Source organism: Quatrionicoccus australiensis, from assembly GCF_020510425.1.
Lineage (GTDB): Bacteria > Pseudomonadota > Gammaproteobacteria > Burkholderiales > Rhodocyclaceae > Azonexus > Azonexus australiensis_A.
In genome coordinates, this window is the sequence record NZ_JAHBAH010000001.1 from 3,099,849 (window position 1) to 3,111,999 (window position 12,151).

Genomic DNA, 12,151 nt, shown 5'->3' on the forward strand with positions numbered 1-12,151 from the left:
TGCAAGTAAATCCTAGCAGGGGGCGGGGCGCGCCAGGCCGCGATTCGCGGGCCTGTTGCCGTGGATCAAGCGGCGGCGACTTTTTTCCTTGGGTGGAAATTATTCACCATTGAATAATTTCCACCGGGGTTTGCCGTTGGCGGCGTGGCCGCCGGGCGCTCGGCTCAAACCGGCAGCGGCACCGGCATCAGCGGCACGCGGCCGGTGGCAAGGTAGGTTTCGCAGCGTTCGATGTGTTCGCGCGTGCTTTTCGGCATCGGCGTGCGGGCGCGCGTGATGTAGAACACCAGGTCGCGGCCGTTGCGCAGCAGTTGCAGGCCGTCGGTGATGCTGTGCAGCGGCTTGTTGTCGTCGACCGGGGCGAGCGGCGTGAAGTTGGCGAGGCGTTCGCCGGCGGTGACCAGTTCGGACCAGACTTCGAAAATGTCGCCGTCGGTGCGCAGGATCTCGGTTTTCAGCTTGGCGGCGCGGACGAAGTCGCGGATCGGCGCTTCGATGCCGGCAAATACCGGGATCTGGGCAAAGCAGGCAATCATTGCATTGGCGATCTTGTCGATATCGCGCAGGCTCTGGCCGATCTTGATGTAGCGGCTTTCGTAGAAATCCTCGAGCGGGATCGAGAAGGCGCGGAAGGGTTCGCCCCACAATTCGTCGATGCCTTCGTCGCCGCTGCGGTGGCGCACGCAGTGGCCGAGTTCCATGGCGCTCAGCAGACACTGGCCGCATTCGCGCATCAGGGCGTCGTCGCTGCGAATCTCGATGCCGCAGGATTGCAGTTCGACCAGTTTGCGGAAGATGTCGGTTGCCCGGTTGAACAAGGCGCCGGCCAGCATTGCTGCCTTGACCCGCTTCTTGGCCGGATCGGTTTCCGCCTCGTGGCTGGCGCGGGCCTCGGCGAGACGCGTGCCGGGAATGTTGAGGCCGTGTTCGGTGTGGTTGAAGAGGCGGCGGGTGAGCGCCTCGATCAGGCGTTTCTTGGCTTCCAGCGTATCGGCCGGGACCTCGTAGGTCTTGATCCAGTAACCGTCGTAGAGCACGCGTTCCTCGCCGTCGATCAGGCGGCGCGTGCCCTCCGGCGGGTTTTCTTCGGGCGTCTGACTGTGTTCCAGGTGATACACGTTGTTCATGTTGGGTCGCTGTCGGTCAACGGATTAGCCATCAAGCAATAAACATGCGCCTCGGGCTGCAAACCCAAATTGCTGAATTTGATGGAAAAATCGGCGTTTGGAAAAAGCTTCCGGGGTGAAACTCGCCTCTTTTCGGTGCGTGGAGCCCCCGCTTCGGGCGCCATTCTAACCGAGGAGTGCGACGGCTTTGATCTGGGCGCGCAGGTTTAGACCCGGCTGGATCGCCAGACGTTCCGCCGAACGTCGGGTAATGCGGGCGAGCAAGGGGGTGTTGCCGACATCGAGGCGGACCAGGACATGTCCCGGCGTCTCGGTGGGGGCCAGGTCGACGACGCTGGCCGCAACGCAGTTCAGGATGCTGCTTTGCACCTGCGGCAGCAGCGTCAGGCTGACGTCGCGGGCGTGGATGCGACAGCGCAGCGGCGTGCCGACAGCTTCATCGCGGCGTGAAACGTAGATTTCGCCACCGGCGAATTCGAGGCGGGTCAGGTCGTCGGCTTCGTGCTCGGCGACACGCGTCTGGATGACGACGCCGGCATCGTCGGCAAAGGCTTCCGGCAGATCAAGACGGGCCAGCACGTCGTTGAGCGGGCCGCTCGCCACCGTGCGGCCCTGATCGAGCAGGACGAGATGGTCGGCGAGGCGGGCCACTTCGTCCGGCGCGTGGCTGACATAGATGATCGGCAGCGCCAGTTCCTGGTGCAGGCGTTCGAGATAGGGCAGGATTTCCTGCTTGCGTTTGAGATCGAGCGCGGCCAGCGGCTCGTCCATCAGCAGGATCTTGGGCGCGGCGAGGAGGGCGCGGGCGATCGCGACGCGCTGGCGTTCGCCGCCGGAGAGCTGGCCGGGCATGCGTTCGAGCAGGTGGCCGATGCCGAGCAGTTCGCTGACGGCGGGCAGGGCGAGGCCGCCCGTAGCGGTCGACGCGCGTTTTTGCCCGAATTCCATGTTGCGGCGCACCGAGAGATGCGGGAACAGGCTGGCTTCCTGAAAAACGAAACCGAGGGCGCGCTGGTGCGGCGGCACGAAATGGCCGCGCGCCTCGTCCTGCCAGACTTCGTCTCCGATCGCGAAATAGCCCTGCGGCGCGCGTTCGAGGCCGGCCATGGCGCGCAGGCAGGTCGTCTTGCCCGAGCCGGAGTGGCCGAACAGGGCGCTGACGCCGCTGCCCGGCAGGCAGAGATCGACGTCGAGCACGAAATCCTGGCGGTCGACATGAAAACGGGCCGTGATTTCGCCGCTCACAGGGCTTTCCTCCGTGCCGGGTTGAAGGTGTACAGGCCGAGCAGGACCATGAAACTGAACAACACCATGCCGCCGGCCAGCCAGTGCGCCTGGGTATATTCCATGGCTTCGACGTGATCGTAGATCAGTACCGAGACGACGCGCGTCTTGTCGGGAATGTTGCCGCCTATCATCAGCACGATGCCGAATTCGCCGACCGTATGGGCAAAGCCGAGGATGGCGCCGGACAGGAAGCCGGGTTTGGCGAGCGGTACGGCGACCGACCAGAAGGCATCCCAGGGGCTGGCGCGCAGCGTCGCGGCTACTTCGAGCGGACGCTCGCCGATGGCCTCGAAAGCGTTCTGGATCGGCTGCACGACAAAGGGCAGCGAATAGAAAACGGAGGCGATGACCAGGCCGGGGAAGGTGAAGGGCAAGAGGCCGAGGCCGAGCTTTTCAGTCAATTGGCCGAGTGGACCGTGCGGCCCCATGACGACCAGCATGTAGAAGCCGAGCACGGTGGGCGGCAGGACCAGCGGCAGCGCGACGACGGCGCCGACAATGCCCTTGAACATCGAGCGGGTGCGCGCCAGCCACCAGGCGATTGGTGTGCCGATGACGAGCAGCAGCGCGGTGACGGTCGTCGCCAGTTTAAGCGTCAGCCAGATGGCGGCGAGGTCGGATGTTTCCATGTTCAGTCAGGCTTCAATGTCGGGAAAACAGGTCGCGCACCTTGCACAGCGTGGTGGTGATGTCGAAGCGCGTATCGGGCAGGGCTTCGCCGGCCAGGATGCGGCTGATCGCCATGGTCGGGTCTTCTTCGCCGGTGAGCAGGACTTCGGTGCCGCGCAGCTTCATGTGGCGGATGAAACCGTCGCCGGCACTGGCCGCGACGACGATGTCGACGCCATCAAGCGGGTGCGGCTCCTTGTCTTCGAAGCTGTGCAGGATCTGCTCCTTGTTCAGTTCGATGAACTGCGGTGCAGGCAGCAACTGGCTGGAGCGATGTTCGGTCAGGTCATAGAGGAGCCATTGCCGGGCTTGCCCGGCGTGACCGCTGACTTTGCTGAAATCCTTGGTGGCGATGGCGATTTTCATGGATGAGGCCTCGACAGTTCGGTGGGCGGGGTCGCTACGCAGTGCATGGTAGCGACCGGAACATGCGCATGATAGCGAAGCTGTCGGGCGGCGTCCGGAAGGAAATGCGGTTGGGCTTGGCGCATGGGTGGGCGTCTCGCGCCTCAGGCGAGTGGCGTGATGCTGACCGCGACATCGCGCGGTGCGGCGAAATAGGGCGCGCTGCTGACCAGGATCAGCGCACCGGTCTGCACGTAGGCCGCGGCATTGCCGGCATTGACACCGCCGGCGGCAGCCAGGCGGGTGGCGGGAATCTGCCGGTGCAGGCGGTCGACCGCTGCCGGCGACCATTTTTCCAATTGCAGGATGTCGGCGCCGGCGGCGGCCCAGTCCAGCGCTTCGGCTTCACTGGCGACCTCGACGACGAGGGCGCGCTCCGGCCATTGCCGGCGCAGGCGGGCGAGGCTCTCGGCGGGCGCTTCGGCGCCGAGAAAGGCGCGGTGTTCGGCAAAGACGAGCAGGGTTTCGGAAAGGCTCAGGCGATGCGGGCTGGCGCCGGCGCAGAGCACGGCTTTCATCGCCGCCTGCTTGGTGCCGGGGAAATTCTTGCGCGTGCACACGACGCTGGCCGCCGGGTCGGCCTGGCGGGCGGCGGTGACGATGTCGGCGGCGCTGGTGGCGATACCGGACAGGTATTCCATCAGTGTCTGCGCTGTTTTCCAGACGAGGTGCAGGGCGGCGGCATCGCCTTCAAGCGTCAGGATTTCCGCCCCGGCCGGCAGGCGCGTGCCACTGGCGACGACCGCGCCAACGGCCTGCAATCCGCGCAGTTCGCCCAGACGCTGCGCCTCTTCGCTGCCGCAGACGACCATGTCGTAACGGGCGCGAAAAACCATCTTTCCGGGCAGTTGACCGATGGCCAGAGCGTGCGTGGTGGCATCGCCGCAGGGCGCATCGTCGTGCAGCAGTTGTTCGAGCTGGCTGTCGGGCAGGCGGAAGGGGCTCATCGGCGAGGTTTCTTTCAGCGCAGTTCGTAACCGAAGGACTTGATCACGGCCTTGGCCTTGTCGCCCTTGAGGTAATTCATCAGCGCAACGGCGGCCGGCTTGTCCTTGCCCTTGGCGAGGATCACCGCATCCTGGCGGATCGGGTCATAGAAGCTGCCCGGCACGATCCAGCCCGAACCGCTGCCGATCTGGCCGTTTTTGATGACCTGCGAGTAGGCGACGAAGCCGAGTTCGGCGGCGCCGGTGGAGATGAACTGGTGCGTCTGCGAAATGTTTTCGCCCTGCACGAAGAGCGGCTTGAGCTGGTCGACGACGCCGAGCTTGCTCATGGTCTGCATGGCAGCTGCGCCGTAAGGTGCGGCTTTCGGATTGGCGATGGCGAGGTGCTTGAAGCCGCCCTTTTTCAGGATGTCGCCCTTGTTGTCGACCCGCTTGGGATCGGCCGACCACAGCACCAGCGTGCCGATGGCGTAGGTGAAGGGCGTGCCGGCGACGGCATTGCCTTCCTTGACCAGCTTGGCCGGGGTTTCGTCGTCGGCCGCGAGCAGCACTTCGAAAGGCGCGCCATTGTTGATCTGGGCGTAGAACTTGCCGGTCGCGCCGAAGGCGAGGCTGGTCTTGTGGCCGGTGTCGCGCTCGAACAGCGCACTGATGACCTGCATCGGGCCGGTGAAATTGGCGGCGACGGCGACCTGGACTTCATCGGCCTGGGCGGTCGACAGCGCAAAAAGGGCAAAAATCAGCGGCAGGGTGCGTTTCATGGAAGTTCTCCTGGGGTTGGGCTGGAAATGGGCTGGGCGTCGGGTACGGCTGTTTTCTCGCCGGGAGCGACGCCTGGCGCCGGGCTGCTTGCGGCTGCCTGCGCCGGGCGGACCCGATAACCGCCACCGCAGCCGTGTGCCAGGGCAATGCCGGCGCCGGTGGGGAGTCGGAACGAAGGATCCGGATGCGGTTCGCGCATGGCTTTTTCCCCGCTCAGGCGTATTTGCAAAGAATGACGGCGGAAGCCTTGAACACGGCGCAGGCCTGTTCGCCGACGGCGAGGCCGAGGCGCTCGACGCTGTCGTGGGTGACGACGGCGCAGACCGACTTGCCGCTCTTCATGGCGAGCGTGATTTCCGAATTGACCGGGCCGTCGTGGATGCGCGTGATCTCGCCCCACAGGTGGTTGCGGGCGCTGGTCCTGACGCTGCTGTCGTTGAGCAGCAGCACCGACGACGACTTGACCAGCGCGTTGAGCTCCATGCCGATCGACAGGCCCATGGTTTCGGCCGATTCGCCGGTGATCACGGCGACGATTTCGTTTTCTTCGTCGAGCTTGAGGCGCACTTCGTAGTCGACATGGCCTTCGCGCAGGCCGACGACATGGCCGGCGAACTGGTTGCGGGCGCTGGTCTTCATCGACATGCGCTTGAGCAGCCTGCTGAATTGCTTGAAGTCGCTCGCCTCGCCGTCGTTCATGCTCGCCGTCAGGCGGTCGAGCGCGGCCTGGTATTCGGCTTCGAGGGCACGGTAGAGCGCGATCACCTTCTTGCCGTACTCGGTGAGCAGCGTGCCGCCGCCGTTCTTGCCGCCGGTCGAGCGCAGCACCAGCGGCTGGTCGGCCAGGTTGTTCATGGCGTCGATCGCGTCCCAGGCCGCCTTGTAGGAAAGCGGCACGGCTTTTGCTGCTTGCGAGATCGAGCCGTGCCGGTCGACCGCCTCAAGCAGGCGAATTCGCGTGTCGCCGAGAAAGGTGCCGAATTCGGTATCGACTTCCAGTTTGCCGCGCAGGCGGTGCAGTATCGTGTCCATGATTTCGTGATTTCGTGATTTCGTTGTCTATATAACGGTTACTATAACTCAAGTCCATTTACTGAAAATACCGGCTGCGCTATGGTTGTATTCGTGTAACGCTAGCGCCTACAGTGTCGATAACCCGACAATATTCGTTGAGTTATTTTGTATATAGCGAAAATCGGGCCAGTCGGATCAACTTATTCAGGAGAGCAGCATGAGTGTCAGCGCCCGCAATGTATTCAAAGGAAAAATCACAGCCCTGGTCGATGGTGCGGTCAATGCCGAAGTCGAACTGACGACGGAAGGCGGCGACAAAATTGTCGCAATCGTGACGGAAGGCAGCGTCGAGTCGCTTGGTCTGGCGGTCGGCAAGGAAGTGGTCGCCTACGTCAAGGCACCCTGGGTGATGCTGCTGGCCGGTGTCGAGCAGATCAAATTCTCGGCCCGCAACCAGTTGACCGGTACGGTCAGCACGCTCCAGAAAGGTGCGGTGAACACCGAAGTGGGCATCAAACTGGCCGGCGGGACGACGGTCTATGCCGTGGTGACCAACGAAGCCGTGCTCGAACTCGGTCTCAGGGAAGGTGTCGCCGCTTCTGCCTTGATCAAGGCCAGTCACGTCATTCTTGGCGTGCCCGCCTGAAACTCGGCAGCGCTATGCACCAGGCGGCCACGGGCCGCCTTTTTTGTGCCGGCTTTAAGTGCTGGCCGGATTGCCCGGAGAGTGCCAGAATCGCAGGCAAGAACACGCCGTCGAGTTTGGACGGGGAGCGTCAGGCCGGGGGCTGACGCCAACTTCCGGGAGTGATCATGATTGCAGTACTGGAACGAATCGGGCGCAGCGGCAAGGGACTCGGCCTGGTCCTCGCGTTGTGCCTGCTGCCGGTCTGGGCGGTGCAGGCGGACAGCGGCAAGAGTTTTACCCTGGGCGTCGTTCCCCAGTTCGAGCAGCGCAAGGTCTTTTCGATCTGGAAGCCGATTGCCGATGAACTGAGCCGGCGCACCGGACTCGATATTCGTCTTGCCGTGACCCTGACTGTGCCGGAGTTCGAAGCCGGCCTGGAAAAGGGGAATTTCGACTTCGTCTATGCCAATCCGTATCACATCCTGCGCAGCAGCGACGTGCAGGGCTACATCCCGCTGGTGCGCGACCGCGAGCCCTTGCGTGGCATTCTTGTCGTGCGTCGCGACAGCCCGGTGCAAAAGGTCGAGGATCTGGCCGGACGAACGCTGGCGGTGCCCTCGCCGAATGCGCTGGGGGCCAGCCTGTTGCTGCAGGCGGATCTGAACCGCCTGTTCAATACGACGATGAATGTGGTCAATGTGCAAACCCATAGTTCGGTTTATCTCAATGTGCTGAACGGCCTGACCGATGCCGGCGGCGGTGTCGAAAAAACGCTTTCCGAGCAGGAGGCCGGGATTCGCGGCGGTTTGCGCGTGCTCTACACGACGCGCGCCATGCCTTCGCACCCGGTGGCGGCGCATCCGCGCATTCCGGCCGAAGTGCGCGAGCGGCTGCGCAAGGCCATTCTCGAGATGGCAGCAACGCCGGCCGGCAAGGCGTTGTGGGAAGAGGTGCCGATGCGTGCGCCGGTCACGACTTCACTCGATGATTTTCTCGTCATGCGCAAGTGGGGCCTTGAAACCTATTGGGTTCCGGCCCGGAAATAAACACCATGTCACTACGCTGGAGATTGTTGCTACCGCTCGTGCTGGCTAGTCTGGCCTCGCTGCTCTTCCTGCATCTGGTCTGGATACCCGGCTATCTCGAAACCCAGAAGAAAGAGTATCTCGAAGAGACCGATCATCACCTGGACAGCGTCATCGAAGGCCTGATTCCGCTGATGATGGCCAGCCAGCTCGACATCATCAATGCCAACCTGGATGAACTGAAAAAGAAGAGCCCGCAGTGGCAGCACATCGTGCTCAGCAACGAGCGCGGGCAGCAGCTGTATCCGCCACGTACCGGTGCTGATCAGCCGCAAGCGGAGGGGCGGCAGGTGCAGACCCTGGAAAAGGACATTGCTTGCCTGGGGCGGCCGGTCGGACATCTGCATGTCCGGGTCGATCTGTCGCGCTGGCTGGAAAAACGTTATCAGCAGCATCAGCAACTCGCCATGCTGCTGATTGGCACCATCCTGCTGCTTGGCGTGATCTGGGTGGTCATGGTCGAAAGCGTGGTCGTGCGCCCGATGCGGCGTCTGTCGGGGGCTGCCAAGGCGCTCTCCCGGCGTCAGTTCGATGTGCCGCTGCCGCTTGGTAGGGGGGATGAGGTCGGCGATACCATCGAGAGCTTCGCTGCGATGCGGCGCGACCTGCAGGATTATCACGATGAATTGCTCGGCGAAATTCGCGAGCGGCAGAAAGCCGAAAGCGAATTGCGCGAACATCGCCAGCATCTCGAAAAACTGGTCGAGCAGCGCACTGCAGAATTGCAGGGCGCCAGGGATATGGCGGTGGCGGCAAGTCAGGCGAAAAGCACCTTCGTCGCCAACATGAGCCACGAGATCCGCACGCCGATGAATGCCATCATCGGCCTGACCCATCTGCTGCGGGTCGGTGCCACGGCAGAGCAGGCGGCGCGTCTGGCCAAGATCGGCAGTGCGGCCCGGCACCTGCTGTCGATCATCAATGACATTCTCGATCTCTCCAAGATCGAGTCGGGCAAGCTGCAACTGCTGGAGGACGAGTTCTCGCCGGGGGCGGTACTCGATCACGTCCGCTCCATGGTTTTCGAGGCGGCGCAGGCTAAAGGTCTGCAACTTGAAATCGACTACGATCATTTGCCCAAATGGGTGCGCGGCGACCAGACCCGTTTGCGTCAGGCGCTGCTCAACTATGCTGGCAATGCCGTCAAGTTCACCGAGCACGGTGTTGTCAGCCTGCGCGCGCAACTGCTTGAAGAGCATGGCGACGACGTGCTGCTGCGTTTCGAGATTGTCGATACCGGCATCGGGATTGCGCCCGACAAGCTGGACAAGCTCTTTGTCGTCTTCGAGCAGGCCGATGCCTCGACCACGCGCAAATATGGCGGTACCGGCTTGGGGCTGGCGATTACCCGCCGCCTGGCCGAGTTGATGGGCGGTGAAGTCGGCGCCGAAAGCGAGCCGGGCAAGGGCAGTACCTTCTGGTTTACCGTGCGCCTGCAGCGCGTACAAATGCACGCCGTGGCCGAAGTGGCTGAAAGCGATGCGCGCAACCTCGAGGTCGAACTGCGCAACCGGCATGCCGGCGCCCGCCTCCTGCTGGCCGAGGACAATGCCATCAACAGCGAGGTGGCGCTCGAGTTGCTGCACGGCGTCGGTATGGTTGTCGATACCGCCGAGGACGGTTTGCTCGCCCTGGAGCGGGCCCGCAACACCGCCTACGACCTGATCCTGATGGATATCCAGATGCCCAACATGGATGGCCTGGAGGCGGCGCGCTCTATTCGCGCCCAGCCGACATTCAACCGGGCACCGATTCTGGCGATGACCGCCAATGCCTTCGACGAAGACCGGCGGGCCTGTGCGGCAGCGGGCATGAGCGACTTCATCGCCAAGCCGGTCGATCCGCAGACCCTCTACGAAGCCTTGCTGAAATGGTTGCCGGCCCGGGCCGGCGGGGCTGAACCGGTTGCCGGCGCGGTTCTGCCGCCGCCGCTTGATGCCGGTGACGAGGCTGTTCTGCGCGAAGTGGCGCGACGCTTGCCGGATCTCGACATCGAGCGTGGCCTGAAGGTCGTGCGCGGCAAGACTGGGCGCTATCTCGATCTGCTTGGCCGCTTTGTCGAAGGACACGTCAATGACATGGCCCTGGTTGCCGCCTGCCTGGCCGAGGGCGATCAGGCGACGGCGCAGCGCCACGCGCATTCGCTGAAAGGTGCCGCCGCAACCCTGGGCGCCGATCACCTGGCGGAGTGCGCGCGCAGTCTGGAAGGCATGCTGCGCCCGGGCTGCGACATCGTTGCGCAGCGCGACGAAATACACCGGGAAATGGAAGTCGTACGCCAGCAGCTGGATATTCTGGCGGTGGGCCTGGGGCATTCATCGGCCGCGCTGCAAGACAGTGTCCTCGTTTCGGAGCAGACGATTCCGCCGCGGGTCCTGCAGGAACTCGATGATCTGCTGACCGCCGGTGAAATGAGCTGCCTCGGCTTGCTCGACGCCTACGCGCCGCAACTGCGCTACACGCTGGGCGTTCGCTACGAGGGTTTCCTGCGCCAGATCAGGCTGTTCGACTTTGAAGGGGCACAACAGACCCTGCGCGAACTCCGTGGCAACAATGACGAGGCCGGCCGCTGATCAGTTTCCCGTGTTCAACGAAAATACCCGGTGCTCATTTTTTCGGTGTGGCGGCGGGGGCTTGATGCTGAGGCTGGCTTTTTGGGTTCAGCGCGGCATGTCGCTGGCGAAGGCGTAGAAGCTGCGTGGCTCGTCTGTCTGGCTGGTGCAGTTGCGGCGGTAGATCAGCCAGCGCCCGTCGCGCATGCGCCAGGCCGACATTTCCTCGCAATAAGTGACGACTTCGTAGAATTCCTCGTCGTCGTCACTGACCAGACTGGTCAGCAGGTAGTAGTGCGAGGTGAAGCAGGGGCGGTCGTCGGCGTCGTAGCCGATGCTGCGCCCGGCGCTGATTTCGTATTCGCTGTATTGCTCGAAATAGAGCGGTGATTCGACGGCATCCAGCCACTCTTGCGGCAGGTGACTGCGCCAGGCCGGCTTGGCGTGCAGGTTTGCTTTTCCGCGCGACGGACGGTTCGGGGCCCAGGACTTCCTGGTGTCGGCTTCTGTTTGGGTTTTCATTTCAAAATATAGTTGTCTATATAACGATGCTTGTTGCTTCGCAAAAGCTGTGCCCGCTTGTTTTGCTGGTTGGCTCGTGTTTTTTGGCTGCTTATTATTCGTTATGTCGTTAACTACACAACGAATGTTGTTAATCCGACAGCGCGTGTTCGGTTTGCTTCATTCCGCCGTCAGGTGCGAAAGCGCCGTTGCCGGTGCGTTGCGAGTACGCCATGAAAAGGCCGCCGGCGGCAGGCGGGGAGGGCGTTTGGCAGGCAAATTGATGTACTCTGACGCTGTCTTTGTTTTCCTCTGATCGAGTCAAACATGTTGCGAATCCTGAGTATCTTTTTGCCCTTCGTTCTGGCCTTTTCGGCCCCTGTCCTGGCGCAGGACAACGTCTACCGCTTCTCCCCGGTCAACCAGTGGGATATCAATAAAACGGCGGCCTACTGGAATCCGATCATCAAGTACGTCAGTGACAAGAGCGGTGTCAGGCTGGAGCTCAAGATCGGCCGCACATCGGCTGATACGACGGCCTACGTGCTGGCGCAGGAAGTCGAGTTCGTCTTCTCGAATCACCTGTTCAGCCCGGCGCGGGAAAAGCTGGGCTGGAAAGTGTTCGGCCGGCGCTGGACGCCGCCGCTCTCCGGCCAGATCGCTGTGCCGGAGGATTCACCGATTACCCGGGTCGAGGAGTTGAAGGGACAGGAAGTCGTGTTTGCCGGCCCGGAAGCTTTTGTCGGTTACAAGGTGCCGTACGGCTATCTGCTTTCAAAAAATATCGATGTCAGAAGTGTTTTTGCCGGTAACCAGAATGCCGCTTTTGCCCAGTTGTTTGCCGGCAAGGCCAAGGCTGTCGGCAGCAACTCGGCATTGATTGACGGCTACACGACGCGAGAAGGCAAACGTTTCCGCGTGCTGTGGACCTCGGAGTCGTATCACGATCTGGCCCTGATGGCGGCGAGCAAGGTGCCGGAAAAGGATGTCAAAGCGGTTGCTTCCGCCTTTGTCGGCATGCACCGCGATCCGGTTGGCAAGGCCATCCTGCTGCGTTCCTCGGAAGAGGTCGGACTCGATCCGAAAGCCTACTTCCTGCCGGCTTCGACGGCAGACTACGCTTCTTATCGCCGGTTTTACGAAAGTGCACCTGCAGCGCTGCGCTGAGTGTCGG

12 protein-coding genes are annotated in these 12,151 nt (G+C 62.7%); 4 read left to right on the forward strand and 8 right to left on the reverse strand.

The window, feature by feature from the left end; all coding sequences use genetic code 11:
• Nucleotides 1–164 precede the first annotated feature (164 nt).
• The 7 genes from KIG99_RS14955 to KIG99_RS14985 all read right to left on the reverse strand — a co-directional run bounded on the left by KIG99_RS14955 (nucleotide 165) and on the right by KIG99_RS14985 (nucleotide 6,229).
• Nucleotides 165–1,127 carry a hypothetical protein gene (locus KIG99_RS14955; protein ID WP_226460873.1) on the reverse strand — a complete coding sequence of 321 codons (963 nt, stop codon included), beginning with the start codon at nucleotides 1,125–1,127 and terminating at the stop codon, nucleotides 165–167.
• Between the two features lie 165 nt (nucleotides 1,128–1,292).
• Nucleotides 1,293–2,372, reverse strand: coding sequence for a molybdenum ABC transporter ATP-binding protein (gene modC / locus KIG99_RS14960; protein WP_226460874.1), 1,080 nt, complete (start codon nucleotides 2,370–2,372; stop codon nucleotides 1,293–1,295).
• The gene (gene modB, locus KIG99_RS14965) at nucleotides 2,369–3,043 is read right to left on the reverse strand and encodes a molybdate ABC transporter permease subunit (protein ID WP_226460875.1); all 675 of its coding nucleotides are present in this window, start codon (nucleotides 3,041–3,043) and stop codon (nucleotides 2,369–2,371) included. Before modB ends, modC begins: the two co-directional genes overlap by 4 nt.
• A gap of 13 nt (nucleotides 3,044–3,056) precedes the next feature.
• Nucleotides 3,057–3,449 carry a NifB/NifX family molybdenum-iron cluster-binding protein gene (locus KIG99_RS14970; protein WP_226460876.1) on the reverse strand — a complete coding sequence of 131 codons (393 nt, stop codon included), beginning with the start codon at nucleotides 3,447–3,449 and terminating at the stop codon, nucleotides 3,057–3,059.
• A 143-nt stretch (nucleotides 3,450–3,592) separates the two neighbouring features.
• Nucleotides 3,593–4,435 (reverse strand): ModD protein, encoded by an 843-nt coding sequence (modD, locus tag KIG99_RS14975; protein ID WP_226460877.1) that lies wholly within the window; start codon nucleotides 4,433–4,435, stop codon nucleotides 3,593–3,595.
• Between the two features lie 14 nt (nucleotides 4,436–4,449).
• Complete coding sequence (gene modA, locus KIG99_RS14980) at nucleotides 4,450–5,196, reverse strand: molybdate ABC transporter substrate-binding protein (protein ID WP_226460878.1); 747 nt, start codon at nucleotides 5,194–5,196, stop codon at nucleotides 4,450–4,452.
• Between the two features lie 214 nt (nucleotides 5,197–5,410).
• Nucleotides 5,411–6,229 carry a TOBE domain-containing protein gene (locus KIG99_RS14985; protein ID WP_226460879.1) on the reverse strand — a complete coding sequence of 273 codons (819 nt, stop codon included), beginning with the start codon at nucleotides 6,227–6,229 and terminating at the stop codon, nucleotides 5,411–5,413.
• Nucleotides 6,230–6,428: 199 nt separating this feature from the next.
• On the opposite strand from KIG99_RS14985, the gene KIG99_RS14990 reads away from it, so the two are divergent.
• The 3 genes from KIG99_RS14990 (at nucleotide 6,429) to KIG99_RS15000 (ending at nucleotide 10,497) form a co-directional block, all read left to right on the forward strand.
• The gene (locus tag KIG99_RS14990) at nucleotides 6,429–6,857 is read left to right on the forward strand and encodes a TOBE domain-containing protein (protein WP_226460880.1); all 429 of its coding nucleotides are present in this window, start codon (nucleotides 6,429–6,431) and stop codon (nucleotides 6,855–6,857) included.
• 167 nt (nucleotides 6,858–7,024) lie between these two features.
• Nucleotides 7,025–7,885 carry a phosphate/phosphite/phosphonate ABC transporter substrate-binding protein gene (locus tag KIG99_RS14995; RefSeq protein ID WP_226460881.1) on the forward strand — a complete coding sequence of 287 codons (861 nt, stop codon included), beginning with the start codon at nucleotides 7,025–7,027 and terminating at the stop codon, nucleotides 7,883–7,885.
• Between the two features lie 5 nt (nucleotides 7,886–7,890).
• Nucleotides 7,891–10,497 (forward strand): ATP-binding protein, encoded by a 2,607-nt coding sequence (locus tag KIG99_RS15000; protein WP_226460882.1) that lies wholly within the window; start codon nucleotides 7,891–7,893, stop codon nucleotides 10,495–10,497.
• Nucleotides 10,498–10,584: 87 nt separating this feature from the next.
• Here KIG99_RS15000 and KIG99_RS15005 read toward each other — a convergent pair whose 3' ends face one another.
• Complete coding sequence (locus tag KIG99_RS15005; protein ID WP_226460883.1) at nucleotides 10,585–10,998, reverse strand: hypothetical protein; 414 nt, start codon at nucleotides 10,996–10,998, stop codon at nucleotides 10,585–10,587.
• 306 nt (nucleotides 10,999–11,304) lie between these two features.
• On the opposite strand from KIG99_RS15005, the gene KIG99_RS15010 reads away from it, so the two are divergent.
• Complete coding sequence (locus KIG99_RS15010; protein WP_226460884.1) at nucleotides 11,305–12,144, forward strand: phosphate/phosphite/phosphonate ABC transporter substrate-binding protein; 840 nt, start codon at nucleotides 11,305–11,307, stop codon at nucleotides 12,142–12,144.
• The last annotated feature ends 7 nt before the right edge of the window (nucleotides 12,145–12,151 follow it).

Coding starts and splice junctions, on each gene's coding strand:
- KIG99_RS14955 (WP_226460873.1), bottom strand. CDS start 1,127: ATGAACAACGTGTATCACCTGGAACACAGTCAGACGCCCGAAGAAAAC.
- modB (WP_226460875.1), bottom strand. CDS start 3,043: ATGGAAACATCCGACCTCGCCGCCATCTGGCTGACGCTTAAACTGGCG.
- KIG99_RS14970 (WP_226460876.1), bottom strand. CDS start 3,449: ATGAAAATCGCCATCGCCACCAAGGATTTCAGCAAAGTCAGCGGTCAC.
- modD (WP_226460877.1), bottom strand. CDS start 4,435: ATGAGCCCCTTCCGCCTGCCCGACAGCCAGCTCGAACAACTGCTGCAC.
- modA (WP_226460878.1), bottom strand. CDS start 5,196: ATGAAACGCACCCTGCCGCTGATTTTTGCCCTTTTTGCGCTGTCGACC.
- KIG99_RS14985 (WP_226460879.1), bottom strand. CDS start 6,229: ATGGACACGATACTGCACCGCCTGCGCGGCAAACTGGAAGTCGATACC.
- KIG99_RS14990 (WP_226460880.1), top strand. CDS start 6,429: ATGAGTGTCAGCGCCCGCAATGTATTCAAAGGAAAAATCACAGCCCTG.
- KIG99_RS14995 (WP_226460881.1), top strand. CDS start 7,025: ATGATTGCAGTACTGGAACGAATCGGGCGCAGCGGCAAGGGACTCGGC.
- KIG99_RS15000 (WP_226460882.1), top strand. CDS start 7,891: ATGTCACTACGCTGGAGATTGTTGCTACCGCTCGTGCTGGCTAGTCTG.
- KIG99_RS15005 (WP_226460883.1), bottom strand. CDS start 10,998: ATGAAAACCCAAACAGAAGCCGACACCAGGAAGTCCTGGGCCCCGAAC.
- KIG99_RS15010 (WP_226460884.1), top strand. CDS start 11,305: ATGTTGCGAATCCTGAGTATCTTTTTGCCCTTCGTTCTGGCCTTTTCG.